This is a genomic window from Pseudomonas sp. C2B4 (assembly GCF_013359695.1).
GTDB lineage: Bacteria > Pseudomonadota > Gammaproteobacteria > Pseudomonadales > Pseudomonadaceae > Aquipseudomonas.
On sequence record NZ_JABFMU010000004.1, the window covers coordinates 60,300 to 80,721 of the forward strand.

Here is a 20,422-nt window from a genome sequence, read left to right on the forward strand (position 1 = left end):
TAGAGAACTCATGGATAAAGAGCTGACAATCATCAAAAATCTCCAGTCGCTAAACAATTACGCATTTGTGGCTATTCCGACTGATGTTCTGGATCTAATGCAACGGTGCTACCTGCCGAGCGTTGGTGAAAAAACCACCTATCTGCTAAAAGTATTTGATGCCTACTGTCATATAACAGGCACTTCTATTACCTACCTGTCCCTTTCCTCCCCTTCCTTCCTCGATACCGTGAAAGGTTTCCTGGGCGCCTTGGCTAGCGAGACATACCTTGCTTTGCTGTCTCCAGGCAGGCAGCGCTACGCCAAAGCTTTCATGAATATGCTGGATGAAATGAGGAGAGATATCCCTCTTTTACCAAAGCTCACCAAGGAGGAGCGGGTACCTCAAAATCACATAGCCGCATGGAAAAAGATAATTCTTAGCGTAAATCAGAACGCCGTGCGTTATTGGAATGGTTGGGCAGTCAACGGTCGAAGGAAGGGTAACTTTAGCTATATTCCAATAAACCTGATTTGGAATTCACACGGAGAGGAATTTGCCGAGAATATTTACAAAGCTTACCGTCAACATGATGCAAAATTCCTTGTTCGCAGCCACTCTACTTTCAATCTTTTTTTAGTGTACCTCTCCCAAAACTCTGAACGCTGGCCTGCACTTAGTTTCCAGCATCCAATCGAAATAAAAACATTTTTTTGTGACTTCATGCTTTTTTATTTCCAAGATGCATTGGCGAACGGCACAGACCTCAGGCATAAAGCAAAACTCTACAACTCGTTCATCCACAACATTGAAGAAATTTTTATTCAGCCAAGCATTTGGACGAAGCCATTCACTGGCAGTCTCCCCCGCCCAATAGCAAAAGCAGTTCCCGGCCACCAAACCAACCTCAAAAAAATGGCTGATGGCACAATAATAAAAGACAAGCTTATCACCGCCATACCTTTACACCTGACAGATTCAGAAGCGATTGAAATAATATTCAAGAAAATATCAAACGATAACAAACTTGTCTTAAGATGGGCAAAAAGAAGACTACTACAATCTCGCAAAGCCCAACTCCGCAGAGACAACCTAGCTCTAACAGGCACCCTAATCAATGAAAAAGAACGTCTCTCTAGCATGGACGAAATTGGTGAAAACAATTTTTGCGCAACCTTTAAATCTCGGGGATTAGCTTATATCAGAAAAAATGCAAAAACCATCTTTAGCAAACTCAGCTCCCACACACTAGCAAATCCCTTAGCCCTCCCAAAAAAGGAAGACAGCTTTGCCCTTCAACTTCTCTTAACCTATTACCACCCCTGCCTAACTGAAAGTTTCTTTTCCGACCTTGAGCTATACGACAAAAGAGGAACACTATCTGGTTTCATGAAGACCGACAACGGATATCAATTAATTGGGTACAAAGACCGAAAAGGAAATAAATTAAGTGAGCAAAAGATAGACTTGACTACTCGCACAACTGCTTGGATCTCACAGTACATACATCTAACCAAACCTCTTCGTGACGAACTACGCATTGCTGGCGATGATTCATGGAGATACTTGTTCCTACACTGCCCTCGATGCATCGACTATCCCACACGACCACGACCCTTTCGACTAAACCCAAGTATTATTGATTGGTACAAAACTATCATAGAAGACTTTTCTAAAATTTGCGACCTAGGCAGAAATGATATTCAGAAGTTCCTTATGAGAGTTTCGGTTACCGCGATGCGGGCATCCAGTGGAGTGGAGATTTATATAAGAACCCACAGCGTGAAGGATATGGCCACAGCACTGGGGCATACTAACTATAACGCTTCATTGCTAGCCAGTTACCTGCCAGAACCAATTCTTTCGTTTTTCCAATCCAGGTGGATTAGAATCTTTCAACGAGGCATCATCTGTGAGGCCATGAAAAACAGCCCTCGTCTCCTGGAAGCAACAAAATTTGAAACCATGTCAGAACTTCACGAGTTTCTCAAGAATCATGCCTTGCGTGACATTCCAGAATATTTAAAAAATCCAGAAATTCTTGAGCATTCGAGATCAGACAAGGCTTCCACAAAAAACAATCAGCGCATTTTAATCTCTATTGACGCCGGTGTTCTTACTGCACTCATCTCTTTAAATGAGGCTGTAAAAAATGCAAAACACCAATCCAAAATCTGTTCAACGGCAATTTACTGGTCAAGATTTACAAATTTAGTCGTTAGAGAAATTGAAGAAGGCTACAACAGCGACCTCCAAGCGTACCTGAGTATCGCACAGCATCACGCGAATCCGAAAAACATGGAGAGTCTAATCAATGAAACTTCCTCCTGAACTCGACTTCCTATCCTCTATTTTCGTCGACCCCAAGGATTTCTATAGAAAGGCCTCATGGTTACTCAGTGAGTTTAGCGCTGCGGACTGGGAATACACGTTTAATTATGACGAACCTAGATCAATAAATTGGAAAGTACTCCTTGACGATGGAAGCCTTCTCACCGAAGACAAAAACAAATTACTCTTAGAAGGATTTAAATACTACCTAACTAGTTGTGCTGAAAACGTTTCTAGCGGCTTCAACCGCAACAATGAGATCAGAGGACAATGGCGATGCTTCCAAAGATCATGTCACATCATCGATTTCCTGCTAATACGAAGCAAACGTTATCAACTGGCCTCTTATGGTTTAGCAGGACTCACTACTGGAAACTTAATCGAGATTCTACAAGCTATTGCTTCCTCGACCTCAGCTGCCGAGTCAGTTTATAACTGGAGTCATCGACTCAGCCTATTCTGTCTAAATTTGCTCGAGCGCACTGACAAACATCTGATATTCAAAACCCTGAAAGAACACCCACATATCTCTCTAATAACCAGCGATCAATTGGATGACGACACGCTAGGACTCCCACAAGAATTAATCCCGAAAATAAGAGCCGCACTTTTCCTCAATAAGTTCTACTACAACAAGCTAAAAGATGGCCGTTTCCAACCAAATACCATATTGCTTTCCCAAGAGATCTACCCCGAAACCATATATGGCAAAAGCCAGCCCAAGCCAGCAAAAAGCATTCTTTTCTTCAGCAACGACTTTGACCGCTTCACAAAAGAGTTCCGGAGCGTATCGTTAACTACCGGCTCACATGAGAAAATTCGTGACGCTACATTTGCAACGTACCGCAGCTCACTTTATAGACTAGGAGTGCTGCATGAACTCTCTCTGCCCGCCCCTTGTGTAGAAGCCCTGATCGAATCAAAAAATTTTCTGCCTGACCTATCTGTTACAGGTCGATTCCGTTCTTTGCCGTCGGAGATGGTCTTCATGGCTATCCGCCAAGCAATTGAGTTCCACCTCGACTATGGAGAACTATTAATCAAGGCATTCTGTCGAGTTGCACTCGAATGCCGAAAACGGAAAACCCCTCCGCAATCCCTGACAAACGATGAAGTACAGACTATGGTCGGGACAAAATTAAGAAACTTTGGCGTTAGATTGCTTTCTCTATCAATCCACGCTAAAAATGAAGGCACGCTATTTAGCACTTTTAAAGGGGAAAGAACAGATTACTTCCAGCAACTCAGAAGCAACTATGGACTTTATGAACTAATAGCGATCTACATAGGCGGTGTGCAGCTAACGACAGGGGTACTCATGGCGAGGCGAGTCAGTGAGTTGTGCCACCTCCACACCGCTAATTGCCTTGACGTCACCGAGCAGTGGCTCTTGTTCCGTAACGCAAAAAGTACACGTCATCTATTTGGATTTCGCCGTGAGGAAGCCCGCCCCATTGAGCCTATCGTTGCAGATATGGTCAAAACACTAATACGAATGCAAAAAATACTTTGTCGTATTGGCTATATCGACAAGCTTCAAACTTTATTCTCCGTACCCGACTTCAGAGGCGGCCCAGCATTAAAGGAATGCACCGCTTATGTCTATAATCGTAACCTCGACATATTTTGCGATTATTTCGAAACCCCCCGCAATTCCGCCGGCGAGAGATATTACTTTCGACAACATCAAATTCGACGTTTCTTCGCGATGCTATTTTTCTATTGCGGAAGCTTCTCCAAGCTAGAGACATTGCAATGGATGCTAGGGCATACCGATCCGATACACGTGTATCGGTACATTACCGAGTCTACTGACGGTGCTGTTTTAGCCAGCGCTAAAGCACACTATGTTGCCGAACAGTTACATTACGGCGATGTCGAAAACTATCAGGCACTCGCCGACCTGCTTAAACAGCGTCACGGGAGCGATGACTTCAGCCTAATAGACACTGACGACCTGGAAGACCATATTCAAGATTTAGTTTCTGAGGGCTGGATCGAAATTGAGCCTGAGTTTTTTACCGACCATCAAAAAATAAAATTTAAAGTTGTTGCACGATTGATTAATACAAAGGTGACAGCATGAATAATTCCCCCCCACGAAGGACCCAAGGCATTAACAGTGTTAAAGCACTTCATTCTTTGCTGGTTAAAATCATCCAGCATCCTCAACAATTTATCGCGGAGATTGAATTACGGGAAGCCCTTAAGAGCCAAGGTAAATTCGCAGGGCTTCGGCATACTTTCTCACTCGACCACGGTGAACTTACTCAGACATCTCCAATGAGTTTAAACAGCCTCAAAGCCCACGCTGACAATACTATAGCTGGTGGTTTTAAGGCTCTCAACGACCTTCGCCTAAAAACTCTTGAGGCGCTGGAATTTGCCCAAAAACGACAGGAAAGAGCAAATAAAAGAACCAGGTCCGGGTTGAGCCTGATGGTCGAACAGCTAGAACAAGAGCTAGTAATGCAGCGACAGACAAATGTGATATTACTTCGAGCAATGTCCGAAGCCATGACTCAATTCAAAAGTATTAGAGACGCATCAGATGACAACTTGAGGGCGAAACGCACCCAGGATGCTCTTAGTACTCTGCGAGCTATCGTGAGCATGAACACTCCGCCATTCAACCTCATCCCGGTTTACTCAGATGTACCGTTGTCCGTCGAGGTCGCCAACCTATCCGATTTTCGGACGAGGTGAAACATGAAAACAACCTCTCCTCGTAAACTTCATTCTCTATTAAGTCAATTCAAAACATTCAGCCATTTCTCCGTGGACAGGCTTAATACCAATAACACCGAAAACATGTCTTTTTTAATATGGCCAAACGGATCACCCTGCTTAATCGGTAATCTATGGATTTTGTCTTTGTTAAGCTCCAAATGGCGAGCACAGCAAGGGCTCTCGCGCAGAGGAAAAAAAGGAGGATCAATGGGAGATTATGCCGCAAAAGTTAGTCAGCTTCTTAGAAGATGCTATAGAGACGGTCTGGACCCTATCGAACTGAGTGATGCGAAATTTACTGATTACATTGATGAAATCAGGCAAGAAATATCAGATTTCAATCCATCTCAGCGCAAAAAATCGGCCGCCACTGTCAATGCCGTTGGCAAAGTCTGGCTAGACTTTCTAAGCTTCGTTGGACAATTTTATGGAAACCCTACTTTTGTTTCTCTTGACGGAACCATACGCGCGAGGACAGAGCATTACTTCACAGCGAACCGAAACAACAAAAAAATCGGAAGAACTTACATCACCCATCATTCTTTTGGCGAACCGCAAAGAGAACATCGCAGAAACCCTATCACCACAGATCAGGTCGCACTTCTGAAAGCAGCTATTCGGAAAGACCATGCGCCAACCTTCGTCAAGGTAAGACGAGGGTGTTTGATTGAATTACTGTGTGATACAGGAGCAAGGCGCTCTGAGATAGCTAATCTCAAAGTGGATGACGTACTAAGGGCACTTGAGATGGAACATCCTGTTTTGCGCTTAGATACCTTAAAGCAACGCGAGGGCGCAGAACGCTTTGTTCCGATGTTCTCACCAGCATTGAAAAAGCTAAAACAATACATTGACGTAGAGCGCCGTAAAGTTATGAGGAAAATTTACAAGGGAGGTAAAGACCATGGCTTTTTTTTCGTCTCAGCTACAACTGGCCAGCCTCTCACAAGCCCTGTTATATCTAACGAAATTCGTTATTTGGGAAAACTTGCGGGAATTAGATCTCAAGTTTGCCCCCATATGTTTCGCCATGCGTTTATCACTAATCTTTTTATACGATTGATTATGCGTCACGAATTGTCCAACGAGGACGACTTCCGTCGGGCTTTGCTAGATACCAAGACGTTCACTGCTGAAGTCATTAGTTGGACTGGCCATCTCGAACCACTGTCGGTCGAGTATTACATCAACCTCGCCTTCCGTGACCTGTCCAGCTACACACAAACAGTAAAATCTGTACACCTAGTTATGGCCATGGATAAATATTTTTCGGAAGAAAATGAACTGCTCGTCATGCTTGAGGAAGGATTGTCCGTCGTTGAATATCGGCAGCAACTCACTAATTTACAGCAAATGGCGCTTAAGGACTTTGAGATTGCCCGTCAACGAGAATCTCTACTCGATAGAAAAGAGCCTCATGCGAATAGGCGCAAATAGCAATGTTCTAAGGAAAGCCGCGCTGTATGTCTCATTAATTTCCTTAAGGAGGACCTAAATGCTCTAAAGCGGAGAAGATCGTGGTCCTACGTTTCAAAAAATTTTGATCAGACGCGTGGGTTGTGTAGCTTTGGCCATCACCAACTCGAAAAACATGACCTAACTCACCGCCTCGAACGTCTTCAGCCAAATACAATTCCAATAATCGCCCAAGCATCCACTCCCCTTTGCCATTCATATAGCCCGGTGTAACCAGTTGGACCTGCTCCAACCAAAGTCGAGCCGAGCGTTGTTGTAGGAGCTGCTCGAAATGGGGCACGGTTGCAATCATCAGCATAGTGCACGCGACGTCTGAACCATCGTCCCGCGCAACCTGGACGTAAAACCAGGGCCAGATCGCTTCTTGCTCGACAAAGCTCCAACTCCTCGTTAATTGGTTCCCAAGCGGTGTGCTTGGCCAGAGCTCTGCATGGCTATAGGTCGTGAACATATCGCACCCCAAAAAAAATGAACCCTATAGATTGTAGCTCTATAGTGCGCACAAAGGCCTCATCGTTCCTTTTGCAGATACCAAAATGGAACTCAACGAAGCTTTTGCGCGGTCCCTCCGACACATTCGTAAAAAAAGGGGTCTCACCCAAGAGGATTTTTCCACTCTCAGCAGTCGCACCTATCTCAGCTCGCTGGAGCGCGGACTGAAGAGTCCAACCATAGAAAAAATTGAGGAGCTTGCGAGCGTGATGCGTGTTCACCCGTTAACGCTTTTGACCGCCGCGTATCTGACGAAGGAAGGCATAACCGAGTACCCACTGCTTAGTGAACGGATTGAGAAAGAGCTAAAGCACCTCGACGTAGTGACATCCTAGTGTTCAGTCTGCCGCCGAGGTACTGCCGATGCTGCTCAAAAAAATAGGGGCGGATACTTGTCCGGTGCAGCACTAGATGAAGTCCAACTTACCAAATCGGCATTCGGCTTTGCTGCCTGCTGTCAGGGGGGCACGAGAGCAGTGATGTGGGCATTCTCGCAAGCAAGCAATCAACGATTTCCAGACTTTTGTAATAACCTCGGTCTGCCACCAACCTTAGCGATTCAGCCTCGTTTTCTTCACGCGCCTGGCACGCCATATTGCTCAGTTACCGTAATGTGTGCCTACCAGTCTTCAGTTGAAGAGCTAAAGACGGGACCGTATGTACCTATCCCCATTTTTTTAGCTTGCTCTTCAATTCGGCCAGCTTGTAGAACATCGTGCTTAGTGGGAAAGTGCCGCAAGAGGAAATGAGCGTTTTGTCTAATGCGCTCGGGCACTTCTGTGTCACGAGCAAGCTCCGTCAAGAAAGCGTGAGTCTGTGCGACAGACCTGGTTCGTTCAAATGGCATCGTCATTTAAGCCTCCACACGTTGAGATCGTCAGTCCAATTCACGGCGATCGGGATCGGTCCTATATTTTATAGGTCTAATCCAGCTGCGGAAGTTTCTACAGTCCGCCGTTTTCCCAGGATGGGGAGAAGCAAGAAACAATGTGGTCGTAGATAAAAAACTCGTAAACACCTGCACCTAGCCAAAGCACACCCTGGCATCCTGTCACTCTATAATCGCTCTATAATCGCTCTATAATTCCCTATAAACCCGTTTTCGTAAGCGTCCGCCAATACACCTCTGACACCCGTTGCGGCCTATTGGGCAGATCAGAAATGCGTGCTCAACACGTAGCTTCAAAGCTCAAGTCCTCAGGACTTCCCCACCGCTATCCTCTCGAGCAGCATCGGCAGTACTTCGGCGGCAGCCCCGATCAGCATGAACTCCTTCTGCTCACCCATTGCGACGTCAGCCTTATTCACATGAATTACTGAAGCACCAGATGCCAACGCAAGGTCGGGAAGACCCGCCGCAGGCATGACGATCCCAGAGGTGCCGACGGAGATCAGCAGATCACAATCCTTCACAAGGTGGACTGCGGCCTTCCAAGCCTGGGGCGGCAAATCCTCTCCGTACCAGACCACCGCAGGGCGCATTTTGCCGTTACAACGCTGACATCGAGGAGGCTCGAACAGAGCACCTTCGTCTGGTATTGCTGAATAATCTGGTGGCAAAACTGCGAGCCGATGGCAGGCGTAGCATTTGGGCATTTCCAAACTGCCATGCAAATGCACCACATTTAACGAGCCTGCTCGCTCATGGAGGTCATCAATATTCTGGGTGATAACAGAAACCTGGCGCAGTGAGTTAGCAATGCGAGGTATCACAAGATGTGCGGCATTTGGCTCTGCTTGAGCGACTCGGAGCCGCCGCCACAGATACCATCCCCATACCAATGCAGGGTTCTTTCGAAAGGCTTTGGCCGTCTCTAAATCCCTCGGATCGTAACCTGTCCAGATTCCAGAAAGCTTTTCGCGATACGTGGGGATACCACTATCGGCGGAGATACCCGCCCCAGTGAAAAAGACCACCTTTTTAGCGTTCTGCAGTACGTCTACCGCTTGCTCTATGTCAGTCATAGTACGAATCTTCTCCTACCTTACCGCTTTGCGTTTCAGGAAGATGTCGTGGAGCATTATTAAACTTATGGCACGGTTCCTAAGCTTTTTGTAGATACCCTAACTAATATGCTTTGGGCATATTTTGCTCCCGCGAAAACACTGGAGAAGGCAACGTGAGCGGAGAACACGCTCTGGCCAATCGCCCCCAAGTTGTTTGGTGAGGGCCATACACAGAAGAAAACGCAGTGCAGAAGAATACGCATACCCTTTTCCTTGATTTTGACGGCGTTCTACACCCTGACGCCGTCTACTTGTCTCGCCAAGGGCCGACACTGCAGGCTGAAGGTGCGCTTTTCATTTGGGCGCCGATTCTTGCCAATATTCTCGACGATTTTCCGATGATCTCGTTAGTCTTGAGCACCAGTTGGGTTCGCCATCTTGGCTATAAGCGAGTGCTTGGCTACCTACCTCTCGAGCTGCGAGAGCGAGTTATCGGTGCCACGTGGCACAGTTCAATGGCCAAAGGATGGCTGGATGAAAACCAATGGGACGGAAAGACAAGATACGACCAGATCTGCCGCTACGCTGCCCGCTCACAGCTTACGCACTGGATCGCCCTTGATGACGACGTACAAGGATGGGCAGAGAGCTCAGCGCAACATCTAATCGCATGCGCCCCCGACCTCGGACTCAGTTCCGTCCAGACCCAAAAAGAACTTCAAAGACGCCTTGGGGATATTTGCGCACTACAAGGGTAACCAGCAGGCCGGGCGAATTGAGTGTTAAATCTTACGCGGTTTTACACGTGCTGTTGCTTCAGCTACCAATGGGTCATCTGGCCAGTAATGCTTGGGGTAACGCCCCTTCAGATCTTTCTTCACTTCTGCATAGGTATTGCGCCAGAAGTTAGCCAAATCCTGTGTGACCTGAACTGGTCTGCGAGCAGGAGATAACAAGTGCAGCTTTAGTGTCTGACGGCCGCCTGCAATGCACGGAGTGTCAGCCAAACCAAATAGCTCCTGTAACCGCACAGCCAAAACCGGTGGCGTCTCACTATAGTCCAGCTTCACAGACGAGCCCGAAGGCACCGTGATGTGGGTGGGTGCCATTTCTTGAAGTAGCTTTTGTAAAGCCCAGGGAAGAATGTTGGTCAAAATGGAGGACAAATCAAGCTGTCCAAAATGGCTCAAACGGCTCACATTACTCAAATAAGGTTGTAACCATTCCTCCAAATTTTCGAGCAAAGCAACGTCATTCAGATCTGGCCACACACTTTGTTTCCCATCTTTCAGATCAAGCTCACGAAGCAATGCTACACGCGATTGCCACTGACGCACCTCTGGTGCCCAAGGCAGGAGCTCCAGCCCTTTACGGCGAACTAAGTCAACCAGGGCTTGTGTTCGTGCGCCCTCATTGAGTCCAGTTAACGGCTCAGCGGCAAGAACTAATTCACCAACTTTTCGCTGACGCTCTGCACGTAACACGCCTTCGCGCTCATCCCAATCCAGCTGATCGACCACTCGCACCTGATCGGCCAGCACTGATTCGAACAACCCCGGATCTAAATCCGTCGCCAGGTAAATTCGCTCTTCACGCTGCCCCTGACGGCTGCCAAGATCGGCGATCACCAGCCATGGCTGTTTCATCAGACTGTCGGCTTCGGCGAACAGCGCGGCACGCCCGTTGGCCAAGCGATATTCCGCGCCACCGGTTCGCCGCTGCTGGGCGACACGGTCGGGATAGGCCAGCGCCAGCAAAGCACCGAGCCAACGCGGATGATCCGGATCGCTGACAGGCTCCGACGATTTGCCACGCAGATATGCCCGGTACTGCCGCGCAATTTGACGTACTCGTTGCACACCTCCCTGAACACCGCGCTGAGACTTATCTTCCCCTGATACCATCATTAGGCGAGTGTGAAGGTCTGTGCCTGAACCGCGCAAAATATCGCGCTCCCCAAGCAAGCCTGCAACATCACAGGCCATGGCCCCCAACCCTAACGTATGTCCACGAAGTAACAGGTGAGCAATTCGCGGATGTGCTGGCACTTCAGCCATAGCTTGACCATGCGCGTTAAGACGCCCATCAGCATGCAACGCGCCCAGGCTTTGCAATAAATCACGCGCTTGAGAAAACGCCGCCGAAGGTGGTTGATCAAGCCACTTAAGCTGGCTGGGTGCCACACCCCAGCGAGCTAACTGCAATGCCAACCCGGCTAGGTCAGCTTGGATGATCTCCGCACTGCTATAGGCAGCGAGTTGCTCATGTTGAGCCTCTGACCACAATCGATAACATACCCCTGGCTCCAATCGCCCTGCGCGCCCTGCGCGCTGCGTGGCGCTCGCTCGGGAAATACGCTGAGTGTCGAGACGTGTCATTCCACTCCGCGGATCGAAACGGGGTACGCGCTCAAGACCAGCGTCAACTACTACTCTTACACCTTCGATGGTCAGACTGGTTTCGGCGATGTTGGTGGCCAGCACGACCTTACGCGTACCGCGAGGAGCGGGATCAATCGCAGCACGCTGAGCACTTAGGTCGAGTTCACCATGTAACGGGCAGAGGAGTATGTCGGTTCGCTCGCCGAGCATCTGCGCTAGCTGCTGATGGACCCTTCGAATTTCCGCTTGCCCTGGCAAGAATACGAGGATGCTGCCGTGTTGCTCTTCAATTGCATCCAGACACGCCTGAACTACTCGTGGCTCGATAAACTCACCGGCCTGAAATGGGCGCCCCCAGAGGTTGGATACGGGGTACATCCGGCCTTCACTAGTGATTACCGGTGCGTCTTCGAGCAATCGCGAAAGACGCTCACCTTCCAGTGTTGCTGACATCACGAGAATCTTCAGCGGCTGCTCATCACGCAGTAATTCACGACCATTGAGAGTGAGTGCCAAAGCAAGATCTGCATCAAGATTTCGCGAGTGGAACTCATCAAAAATAACCAGCCCAACTCCTTCAAGAGCCGGGTCATCCTGAAGGCGACGCGCCAAAATCCCTTCAGTGACTACTTCAATCCGAGTTTTTGGACCAATGCGGCTTTCTAGGCGAATACGATACCCAACGGTCTCACCTACCTTCTCCCCCAGCTCACTGGCCAGTCTTTCTGCGGCGGCACGGGCAGCTAATCGGCGAGGCTCAAGCATCAGGATGGACTGCTCACCAAGCCACTCTTCACCGAGGACGGCCAATGGCACGCGAGTAGTCTTACCGGCACCAGGGGGGGCTTGCAGTACAACCTCGTTACGGGCATTCAACGCTTGGAGAAGTGCCGGCATAACGGCGTCGATTGGCAAAGAATTCATGGTGACTCCCAGGCAGACTGAGCAGTATAACGGGTGAAGGAGTTCGACCGATTTAGAAAGTACGAACCGCCAAACCAACACTGACGTTCAACTGGCAAGAAGGAACTGCAATGCCATCCATCAAGAAATTGATCCTGCAGAATTTTAAAAAATTCGATGCATTGACTCTCGATTTTGATTCCGGCACCAATGTGTTGATTGGGGATAACGAAACCGGAAAGAGCAGTGTGCTGCTGGCACTTGATCTGAGTCTCACCGCGAGTCGCAGCCGGGTGGAAGCTATCGGATACGAAGCTTTGATCACCCAATCAGCCGTTCATGACTTTTTGAAAGGCTCTAAGCGAATCGATCTACTACCTAAACTGATCGTGGATGTCTTCCTCGAAGAGGGCAAAGAGGAAGGTCTATATGGCACTCAGAATCTCATCGGTACGATGACTGATGGCCTGCGCATGAAGATCGCCCCGGTAGATGAATACCACCCTGCAATTGTACAGGTGCTAAAGGAGGATCCTCAGAACTTCCCCTTCGAGTACTACACCGTTACCTTTTCGACATTTTCGGGAGGACCGCACACCAGCTTCAAGCGGCCCGTCAAACACCTGCTGCTTGATAGTTCTCGGATAGACAGTGAATACGCATCCCGTGAATACACACGCACGGTGTTCAGCTTCAACGCGGCGGTGGCAGAGCGTTATCAATTAGAGAATCTTTATCGTCGCGGCAAGGAGGGCTTTCGCGACGATAAACTGTCGGGCCTGAACGCGAAGCTCACTCCATACCAGTTCGGCCTGAGAACCAGCATACGCTCGAACCTAGAGACAGATCTGATCATTACGAAGGATGGAATACCCATCGAGCATCGGGGCAAGGGTGAACAGTGTTTCATCAAAACTCAATTCGCCCTCCGCAAACACGAAGCTCAAGGCGGGCTGAACGCGCTTCTTCTCGAAGAACCAGAGAATCATCTGAGTCATACCAATATGAAAAAATTGGTCGAGCAGCTTTCGAACACCAAAGAGACACAACTGTTCATCGCTACTCATAGCAGTCACATCTGCTCTCGGCTTGATCTTCGCCATGCGTTGCTACTGGGAACCGATCAGAAATCAGGGCGACTGAAAGCTCTATCCGACGGCACCTCCAACTTCTTCATGAAGGCCCCCGACAACAACGTCTTGGAGTTCGCTCTTTCGAAGAAAGTCATGCTGGTCGAGGGCGATGCGGAGTTCATTCTCATTGAGGAACTCTACAAAAAATACGCTGATGGTAAGTCACCTCAGGCAGACGAGGTGCATATCATTTCGATCGGAGGGACAAGCTTCAAGCGTTATCTTGAGCTGGCCAAGCTTCTCGGCATCAAGGTAGCAGCAATCCGCGATAACGATAAAAACTACAAGCAAAACTGTGTCGAAAATTACAAAGATTGCCTCTACGAAAACTCGAAAATTTTCGCAGACGCCGAGAATGCTCGATCGACATTCGAAATCAGCTTCTATGAAGACAACCAGGCAGCATGTGATGACCTTTTTGAAGCAGGTCGCAAAACACTAACCGTCCAGGAGTACATGCTGAAAAACAAGGCTGATGCTGCCTTCGAACTGCTCATGAAAAAAGCCTCTGATCTAGTCGCCCCAAAATATATTCAGGAGGCTATCGCATGGATAAGAGAGTGATCTTCGCGGTAGCAGGTTCAGGCAAAACGTCGCTGATCATCGAAAAACTTAACCTGGATCAACGTGCTCTGATCATTACGTATACCGACAACAACCACCATCACCTGCGCAACAAGATCATCCAAAAATTCGGCGTCATTCCCAAAAACATCTCGTTGATGACTTACTTTTCTTTTCTTCACGGTTTTTGTTTTCGACCATTGATGCAGTCCCAGCTAAACACCAAAGGACTGAATTTCAGGCTGCCCCCCAACGTGCAACTGCCACTCTCCGAGATCAAACGTTTCCGAGACGCAAGTGGCAGGCTGTACCACAATCGGCTCGCAAAGTTGTTGGAGGTAAAGGGATGCGTGCCCGCTGTATTGGCCCGGCTCGAGCGCTTCTACGATTGCGTGTATGTCGATGAAGTGCAGGACTTTGCTGGCCATGACTTCAACCTACTGCTCGCCATGTCTAAAGCGAAGGCTGACATGATGTTCGTCGGTGACTTTTACCAGCACACCTTTGACACGAGTCGTGATGGGGCAGTCAACAGCAGCCTTCATGACGATATGGTTCGTTACGAGAAGCGATTTCGAGATAACGGCATTACCGTAGACAAAGAAACCTTAAACCGGAGCTGGCGGTGCGGGACGACGGTCTGCGACTTCATTAGCACTCATCTGCGTATCGATATAGCTGCTCACAATGAACGTGAAAGCGAACTGACTATGGTCACCACTCAGGCTCAGGCGGACGAGCTGCATGCCAATCCGGACATTGTGAAGCTGTTCTATCAAGAGCATCACAAGTACGGTTGTTTTTCGCAAAACTGGGGAGCGAGCAAAGGCCTAGATCACTTCAATGACATCTGCGTAGTCATGGGGCCAAAGATATGGACTCAGTATCTCGGCGGTAGGCTGCATGAGTCAGTGCCGAAAACCAGGAACAAACTCTACGTTGCTTGTTCACGAGCCAAAGGGGGAATATTTTTTGCGCCAGAAAAGCTTTTCAAAATCCATAAGCGTTGAGCTTTCTACGACCTCCTAAACAATCGAGAGGGAACCAGATGCAGCTTTGGCAAACTCCCGGCTGTCGTTAACCACGCCCGACTTTTCCAACAGAATCGGTCGATTGCGCTACGCGACAGGCGGCAATCGGCCAAAAGCGACATGAAGCGCAGATTCAAGGATGCTGAGCTCCCATTTCTCGCTCGGATCGACCGATCCGCCGGACGGTCTGTTAGTCGTTACGCGTCTGTTCAAGACGCTTATCAAGCTCGCTTGGCGGCAAGTTCGGCGTCGAGTGAAGCGTCAGCCAGACGGCCCGCAGAATGTTGATCGCGGCCATGTTCAGGTGTTGTTCGGCGGCGTGCAGGGCCAGTTCGGCTGCCAGGCGCTTGTCGGCAGCACTGAGGTGCGCCGTTTTGTGGGTCATGTCCGCATCGAGGTTGGCCAACAGCCCCTGGAGTTCCTGCACCGCCTGATCCGATGCCTGACGCATGTCCGCCAGCAGGCGCCTAGCTTCGGCAGGCGTCATGGTCAAGGCGCGGACGCTGCGAAAAGTCAGGCGGGCAGGCAAGGTGGCCAAACTGAAACCCGTCGAAATGAACTTGCCAATCATGCGAACAACTCCTGTGAACGAGTGTTTGAGCAGCGTATCAGAGTAAATCGCAAGAAAATGTCTGCTCGTCATTTGCCAGAATCAACTCTCCGCCTCTTTTGGGCATCAAGCGTCTGATCGTCGTCAGAACCCTCGAACGATGCGCCCATAGTGACGGGCAGTTATCGGCCAAAAGCAGCCGATCGAACCTGGGTAAGAAACTGATGGGTGGTCAGTCCATGCAATTACGCAGTGGGCTGATTGCAGCCTCTCACGAAGGGCAGCAATCGGCTGTGGATTCAACCGGTCAGTCGTGACAGACACAAACTCGCCAGCGGGCCTTGCTGCGACTCCAGATTTTTTGCCGGAGTGGGGGTGCCCGAGCATATCGGATTACCATCCCACCTTCTCAATGTCACATCTATCGCATTTCATATCGCAGATAATTGAGAACCTGCGACAGACTCACACGACATCACAAGGCCTTTACCGTCAAGCCCGAGTGAGTCGTCGCATAACTTAGAAGTTATGCGACAGTTTTTTTCAAAGCCGCTACACCAGTATCCAAGCGCAAGGTCAATCGTAAAAAGTGAACTCACTCATCTTGAACGCTGCGCCCACGCCCCCTCTAAACTCATAGTTTCGTTAGTCATCATCAGCCATATGACCATGCGAGGGGTGTATTGCCGCTTACCTCACGCCCCCCCCGAGATGGCTCCCCCATTAATATGTATGGTTTGAGTGAGGCAGTAGCCACGATTTCTGACTGTGCGAAAGAGATGACTTCCTCCAGCGTTTTTCTTGAATTTTATTTGCAGTCTACTCAAACTCATCTGCAGGCCGCGATAGAGATCAGGATCTCTCCCAATACTACTAATTAGCTCTGCTTTACTGATTACGCGATCCTCCTTGAGGAGCATGCTTTTTACAATTACGCTCTCAATACTTGTTAAGTGTATTTGATTGACACCATCGAATAGGATTCGATTACTTATATCGAGCCTCCAGCATTGAGGGTATTGAAGTGGTATCTCTGCAAAATTTGTCATGTTTTTTTGATTGTAAAATTCAAGAATGCAACAAAAAAACAAATCGCAAAAAATATTACATATTTTTGTCTTCCGCAATGTAGTTCCAGGAGCGTATTTTTTAAATGCTAGTTTTATTAGAGCAACTGCACAGTAGGCTAGTGCCATCTGCTCGCGCTGCCCCCCAAGACTGCCGCAGCATGCGAAGCGGAGCCCCTAGGGCGGAAAAGAACTGCGCTATCGACCGCTGAACGATTTAGCCAATCTGTTGCATCGACCGGTTGAATCCACAGCCAAAAGCAGTCACTCCCCATTGACCAAACCTACAACTCCCAGGCACCAATCTAGTCACTAAGTTCGATCACGATTCTTTTACGGCGCTTCTCATCCCCCTTGTTAAGAGAGGGTGTTAGTCGACAAAGTGTGGGCAGCATTCAGGCTGGGTGTGCACACAATTGCACGCATTAGTGACATCCCCATGTCGCACAGCTCAAGCCGAATACAACGTATGAAACTGATCGAGGTGGTGTCATGAGAAATGACAAGAATCGCGTTGCGGTGATCACCGGCGCGGTCTCCTCCGTCTATTGCGTGACCACCAGAAAAAAATCGCCGAAGAACTGCGACCGCTTTTGGCACAGATTGCGTTAAACGCCCCCTCACCCTATCGCACTAGTTGGCGTGCATTCTTAGTCCCTCGGTAGTCTGCTTCGACAGCATACCTACGCCGAACGGGACCGAGTCGAAAAGATCACGGAAGGTCTCAACATCGATTCTATTACCTGAAATAAAGTAATAGCGGTTTTATAATGATTAAGTTGGTACAACTTTGGTCATATACTTTGCTCGTTTTGATAAGTAAAAAAACAGCTGTGGGGTGAAGTACCCCAGCTTTCTTCGGTCTAGACCTGCTCCAAGAGCGGAGCAGGTGTATCCAAGATTTTTTCTAGCGATGCGGTGCCCCTAAGATTGGGATTAGGAAGTTATAGTTTAGCAGGCTAGAAAATGCTGACTGGATAGTCAAGGTAAAGGCGAATCTCATTGCCGTCTTCATTATAGCTACGTACATCGTTGGAAACACGGAGCCACGAGCCACGCAGCTTCGCTTTAAAGTCTTTCATTGGACCGTTCTGAACGACGTACTGGAGCTGTGTAAAAATCTCTCGTTCTTTACCGACATTATCCTCAGCATGAATATCGGTTCCCCGAACATAAGCCACTCGATAGGAAAGACCAGGAACTCCATACTCCTTCATGTCAAGCGTGTAAGCAGCCTGCCAGGAGCGCTCATCTTCCGCATTGAAATCTGACCAATAGGAGTTTGATAGAAATATGCTCCCCCCTCCATCACCAACGTATCCAGTGCTTTGGTAGCCCCCGTAGATATAGCCAGCATCGCCGCTGCTGCGCTGGTGAGCCAGCATGAACTGATGTGCACCTATCGAGTAAGTAAGCGCAGCACTCCAGATTTTGTTATCGGTTCCAGTACCCAGCGAGTCCGAAAAATCTTTATCAATATCTGATTGATATCCGTTAAAATCCAGTGACACCGACTGCTGACTGGATAGAAGAAACGTTTTGCTTGCCCCTACATAGTAGCGCTTCAGCCGATCCTCTACATTTGACGCATATAGAGAGAAGGTGGCTGTCGGGGAAAGATCATACTGTCCCCCAATCACATCAATTTGTTTCAAGCGCCCACTGTCACGGCTTGTCGCACTTTTGCGGACTTCACCAGAAAAATGACCTGTCGTTAGGGTCATCGAAGGCACGGCTTTTGAAGTCAGCATCCAACCCGTGTAGCTTTCCGGTAATAGGCGAGAATCATCATGGTTCAGTACGGGAAGCGTCGGCCTCAACTCTCCATACTGAAGTAAAGTTTCTCCATATCGCAGCTTGATTGACGTGCCGACTCTGCTCAGTGTGTCGGCGGGATGTCCTGAGGAGTCCTGCTTGAAGAAATCGATGCCATTGGCGCCCGATTTGCCACCTCCACCATCGAGTCTGATCGCGCTGGCAGCAAAGCCATCAATTCCAAAGCCCACTGTCCCTTCTGAAAAGCCTGACTGGAAATTTGCAATTGTGCCTAGTCCCCATTCAGCCTTATCTTGCCTCCCATTACGATAGTCGCGACTAATGTAGGCATTTCGTACCAGAGCATTGAGATGACTATCTTCCAGAAAGCCCTTATCTGAGACAAACTCATCTGAATGGGCTTCCAAAGAAAAAACGCCTGCACACACGACCGCTAGTGATATTGCTTTATTCATAGCAAACCTTTGGTGTATTTATAATTATTGAGGTGCACGTACAACATCTGAGATAGTGTGAATCACAGCCGTGCCATATCCATGCACGACTGTGACCTCTCTATCGATTACTTTTTAACCCTTGAGTTGACTACCTGCCAGTGTCGACTGTGTCGGATGGTTCATCTTGCGATAGGTGATATATAGAGCCAGCAGCCAGAACGGCGCGATTATCACAGAAACTTGGACACCTGGAATAAACGCCATTACCACGAAAATCGCCAGCACAGATACAATACAAAAATAATTGCTTAGCGGTGCAAGCGGAGCGGGGAAAAGTGTCTTTTCTGTACGGGCCTTGAACTTTCTGTAGCGAAGGTGAGTTACGCTGGTGAGTACCCAGTTTATGATCGTGATGGATACGGCGAGTGCAATCAACAACTCCAACGTTCCGTTAGGATATAAGAAATTCAAACCTACCGACACCGCAGTGATAATAGCTGTTGCGATTTGTGCATTTATCGGAATGCCATGCCTATTCAGCTTCAGTAGTTTTGCAGGAGCAGACCCCTGCTGCGCCAGGCTGTGCAATTGTCGAGTACTGCAGTAAACGACCCCGTTGTACACGGACAGCGCCGCAGTAAGCACTACAAAATTCAGGATGTCAGCCGCATGAGTACTACCAATCAAGTTAAGAATCTTCACGAACGGGCTGGCACTATAGGCGTCTCCTGCAGTATTAAGCGATTCAACCAATACATCCCATGGTATAAGTGACAACAAAACTACTAAAACACCTATATAGAAAATCCCAATTCGGAAAAGTACTTGATTGACAGCGCTGGGGATGGTTGTTTTGGGATTCTCTGCCTCACCTGCAGCGAACCCAACCATCTCCAACCCGCCAAATGCAAACATTATGAACGGCAGCGCAAGAATGACCCCTGAAAGTCCATTTGGCATGAATCCGCCGTGAGTCCAAAGGTTGCTGACCGTCGCACCGGGGACTGAACTGGTTGACAGCAGGTACACTCCAAACCCGATCATCATAAGGATCGCAATGACCTTGACCAGTGAGAAAGCGAACTCAACCTCACCGAAAACCCTGACATTCAAGGTATTCAATAGGTTAATAAATACAAAGAAACCAGCCGCTGACATCCACAAAGGGATGTCGGGGAACCAGTAGTGAATATATTTACCGAGGGCGGTTAGTTCTGCCATCCCGACCAGAAGATACATTGCGGCATAGTTCCAACCAGCAAGAAAACCAAAAAATCTACCACAATATTTATCCGAGAAGTGCCCAAGAGAGCCGGATACAGGCTCATCAACCAGCATTTCACCTAGCTGGCGCATCATCAGGAACGCTATAAGCCCGGCAAATGCGTATCCCAAAATCGCCGCTGGTCCTGCGGACTTGATGACCCCTGCACTACCAAGAAAGAGACCAGTGCCAATCGCACCTCCGAGACCAATCATTTGAATATGCCGCCGTGAAAGCCGGCGCTGAAGTTGTTGACCCTGCTGTTCTGATCCGCTCATGTTTCCTCACTGTACTTATTATTTCGCGAGCAATGCGCACGCAAGCTTCACGATGGTTGAGGGCAGACTTAAATTCGCGCTA

The 20,422-nt window shown here is 48.6% G+C and carries 16 protein-coding genes; 8 read left to right on the forward strand and 8 right to left on the reverse strand.

The genetic code is table 11. The annotated features are described in order from the left end of the window. Positions 1 to 10: 10 nt before the first annotated feature. Genes HNQ83_RS04545 through HNQ83_RS04560 form a run of 4 tightly spaced genes read left to right on the forward strand, consistent with a single transcriptional unit; the run spans position 11 to position 6,478 of the window. Positions 11 to 2,311 (forward strand): hypothetical protein, encoded by a 2,301-nt coding sequence (locus tag HNQ83_RS04545; protein ID WP_175387879.1) that lies wholly within the window; start codon positions 11 to 13, stop codon positions 2,309 to 2,311. Continuing rightward, positions 2,295 to 4,397 carry an integrase gene (locus tag HNQ83_RS04550; protein WP_175387880.1) on the forward strand — a complete coding sequence of 701 codons (2,103 nt, stop codon included), beginning with the start codon at positions 2,295 to 2,297 and terminating at the stop codon, positions 4,395 to 4,397. Before HNQ83_RS04545 ends, HNQ83_RS04550 begins: the two co-directional genes overlap by 17 nt. Continuing rightward, the gene (locus HNQ83_RS04555; protein ID WP_175387881.1) at positions 4,394 to 5,017 is read left to right on the forward strand and encodes a hypothetical protein; all 624 of its coding nucleotides are present in this window, start codon (positions 4,394 to 4,396) and stop codon (positions 5,015 to 5,017) included. The genes HNQ83_RS04550 and HNQ83_RS04555 overlap by 4 nt, the downstream gene beginning before the upstream one ends. 3 nt (positions 5,018 to 5,020) lie before the next feature. Continuing rightward, positions 5,021 to 6,478, forward strand: coding sequence for a site-specific integrase (locus HNQ83_RS04560; RefSeq protein ID WP_175387882.1), 1,458 nt, complete (start codon positions 5,021 to 5,023; stop codon positions 6,476 to 6,478). Between the two features lie 43 nt (positions 6,479 to 6,521). Here HNQ83_RS04560 and HNQ83_RS04565 read toward each other — a convergent pair whose 3' ends face one another. Next, positions 6,522 to 6,968 (reverse strand): hypothetical protein, encoded by a 447-nt coding sequence (locus tag HNQ83_RS04565; protein ID WP_175387883.1) that lies wholly within the window; start codon positions 6,966 to 6,968, stop codon positions 6,522 to 6,524. 85 nt (positions 6,969 to 7,053) lie between these two features. Here HNQ83_RS04565 and HNQ83_RS04570 point away from each other — a divergent pair, with 85 nt between their 5' ends. Continuing rightward, entirely contained in the window at positions 7,054 to 7,344 is a 291-nt protein-coding gene (locus HNQ83_RS04570) for a helix-turn-helix domain-containing protein (protein WP_175387884.1), read from the forward strand. Positions 7,345 to 7,628: 284 nt separating this feature from the next. On the opposite strand, the gene HNQ83_RS31430 is transcribed toward HNQ83_RS04570, so the two are convergent. Both HNQ83_RS31430 and HNQ83_RS04575 read right to left on the reverse strand, forming a co-directional pair. Further along, the gene (locus tag HNQ83_RS31430) at positions 7,629 to 7,862 is read right to left on the reverse strand and encodes a BPSL0761 family protein (RefSeq protein ID WP_306154805.1); all 234 of its coding nucleotides are present in this window, start codon (positions 7,860 to 7,862) and stop codon (positions 7,629 to 7,631) included. Positions 7,863 to 8,206: 344 nt separating this feature from the next. Further along, positions 8,207 to 8,974 (reverse strand): NAD-dependent deacylase, encoded by a 768-nt coding sequence (locus HNQ83_RS04575; RefSeq protein WP_175387885.1) that lies wholly within the window; start codon positions 8,972 to 8,974, stop codon positions 8,207 to 8,209. Positions 8,975 to 9,201: 227 nt separating this feature from the next. Between HNQ83_RS04575 and HNQ83_RS04580 the strand changes: the two genes are divergently transcribed. Beyond that, positions 9,202 to 9,714: an HAD domain-containing protein gene (locus HNQ83_RS04580; RefSeq protein ID WP_175387886.1), complete on the forward strand. Its 513-nt coding sequence runs from the start codon at positions 9,202 to 9,204 to the stop codon at positions 9,712 to 9,714. 24 nt (positions 9,715 to 9,738) lie between these two features. On the opposite strand, the gene hrpB is transcribed toward HNQ83_RS04580, so the two are convergent. Continuing rightward, entirely contained in the window at positions 9,739 to 12,261 is a 2,523-nt protein-coding gene (gene hrpB / locus HNQ83_RS04585) for an ATP-dependent helicase HrpB (protein ID WP_175387887.1), read from the reverse strand. A 110-nt stretch (positions 12,262 to 12,371) separates the two neighbouring features. Between hrpB and HNQ83_RS04590 the strand changes: the two genes are divergently transcribed. Then, positions 12,372 to 13,937, forward strand: a complete 1,566-nt coding sequence (locus HNQ83_RS04590) for an ATP-dependent endonuclease (protein ID WP_175387888.1) — start codon at positions 12,372 to 12,374, stop codon at positions 13,935 to 13,937. Next, positions 13,922 to 14,947 (forward strand): AAA family ATPase, encoded by a 1,026-nt coding sequence (locus tag HNQ83_RS04595; RefSeq protein WP_175387889.1) that lies wholly within the window; start codon positions 13,922 to 13,924, stop codon positions 14,945 to 14,947. Before HNQ83_RS04590 ends, HNQ83_RS04595 begins: the two co-directional genes overlap by 16 nt. A 211-nt stretch (positions 14,948 to 15,158) precedes the next feature. Here the strand turns inward: HNQ83_RS04595 and HNQ83_RS04600 are convergent, their stop codons facing one another. The 4 genes from HNQ83_RS04600 to HNQ83_RS04615 all read right to left on the reverse strand — a co-directional run bounded on the left by HNQ83_RS04600 (position 15,159) and on the right by HNQ83_RS04615 (position 20,340). Further along, the gene (locus tag HNQ83_RS04600) at positions 15,159 to 15,539 is read right to left on the reverse strand and encodes a hypothetical protein (protein WP_175387890.1); all 381 of its coding nucleotides are present in this window, start codon (positions 15,537 to 15,539) and stop codon (positions 15,159 to 15,161) included. A 674-nt stretch (positions 15,540 to 16,213) separates the two neighbouring features. Then, the gene (locus tag HNQ83_RS04605; protein ID WP_306154809.1) at positions 16,214 to 16,714 is read right to left on the reverse strand and encodes a helix-turn-helix domain-containing protein; all 501 of its coding nucleotides are present in this window, start codon (positions 16,712 to 16,714) and stop codon (positions 16,214 to 16,216) included. Between the two features lie 830 nt (positions 16,715 to 17,544). Continuing rightward, positions 17,545 to 18,816, reverse strand: coding sequence for an OprD family outer membrane porin (locus HNQ83_RS04610; protein ID WP_175387891.1), 1,272 nt, complete (start codon positions 18,814 to 18,816; stop codon positions 17,545 to 17,547). A gap of 114 nt (positions 18,817 to 18,930) precedes the next feature. Next, the gene (locus HNQ83_RS04615; protein ID WP_175387892.1) at positions 18,931 to 20,340 is read right to left on the reverse strand and encodes an amino acid permease; all 1,410 of its coding nucleotides are present in this window, start codon (positions 20,338 to 20,340) and stop codon (positions 18,931 to 18,933) included. Between the last annotated feature and the right edge of the window lie 82 nt (positions 20,341 to 20,422).

What these genes read in the sequence shown, in the direction of transcription:
- HNQ83_RS04545 (WP_175387879.1), top strand. Translation starts at nt 11, where the DNA reads ATGGATAAAGAGCTGACAATCATCAAAAATCTCCAGTCGCTAAACAAT.
- HNQ83_RS04550 (WP_175387880.1), top strand. Translation starts at nt 2,295, where the DNA reads ATGAAACTTCCTCCTGAACTCGACTTCCTATCCTCTATTTTCGTCGAC.
- HNQ83_RS04555 (WP_175387881.1), top strand. Translation starts at nt 4,394, where the DNA reads ATGAATAATTCCCCCCCACGAAGGACCCAAGGCATTAACAGTGTTAAA.
- HNQ83_RS04560 (WP_175387882.1), top strand. Translation starts at nt 5,021, where the DNA reads ATGAAAACAACCTCTCCTCGTAAACTTCATTCTCTATTAAGTCAATTC.
- HNQ83_RS04565 (WP_175387883.1), bottom strand. Translation starts at nt 6,968, where the DNA reads ATGTTCACGACCTATAGCCATGCAGAGCTCTGGCCAAGCACACCGCTT.
- HNQ83_RS04570 (WP_175387884.1), top strand. Translation starts at nt 7,054, where the DNA reads ATGGAACTCAACGAAGCTTTTGCGCGGTCCCTCCGACACATTCGTAAA.
- HNQ83_RS31430 (WP_306154805.1), bottom strand. Translation starts at nt 7,862, where the DNA reads ATGACGATGCCATTTGAACGAACCAGGTCTGTCGCACAGACTCACGCT.
- HNQ83_RS04575 (WP_175387885.1), bottom strand. Translation starts at nt 8,974, where the DNA reads ATGACTGACATAGAGCAAGCGGTAGACGTACTGCAGAACGCTAAAAAG.
- hrpB (WP_175387887.1), bottom strand. Translation starts at nt 12,261, where the DNA reads ATGAATTCTTTGCCAATCGACGCCGTTATGCCGGCACTTCTCCAAGCG.
- HNQ83_RS04590 (WP_175387888.1), top strand. Translation starts at nt 12,372, where the DNA reads ATGCCATCCATCAAGAAATTGATCCTGCAGAATTTTAAAAAATTCGAT.
- HNQ83_RS04595 (WP_175387889.1), top strand. Translation starts at nt 13,922, where the DNA reads ATGGATAAGAGAGTGATCTTCGCGGTAGCAGGTTCAGGCAAAACGTCG.
- HNQ83_RS04600 (WP_175387890.1), bottom strand. Translation starts at nt 15,539, where the DNA reads ATGATTGGCAAGTTCATTTCGACGGGTTTCAGTTTGGCCACCTTGCCT.
- HNQ83_RS04605 (WP_306154809.1), bottom strand. Translation starts at nt 16,714, where the DNA reads ATGGCACTAGCCTACTGTGCAGTTGCTCTAATAAAACTAGCATTTAAA.
- HNQ83_RS04610 (WP_175387891.1), bottom strand. Translation starts at nt 18,816, where the DNA reads ATGAATAAAGCAATATCACTAGCGGTCGTGTGTGCAGGCGTTTTTTCT.
- HNQ83_RS04615 (WP_175387892.1), bottom strand. Translation starts at nt 20,340, where the DNA reads ATGAGCGGATCAGAACAGCAGGGTCAACAACTTCAGCGCCGGCTTTCA.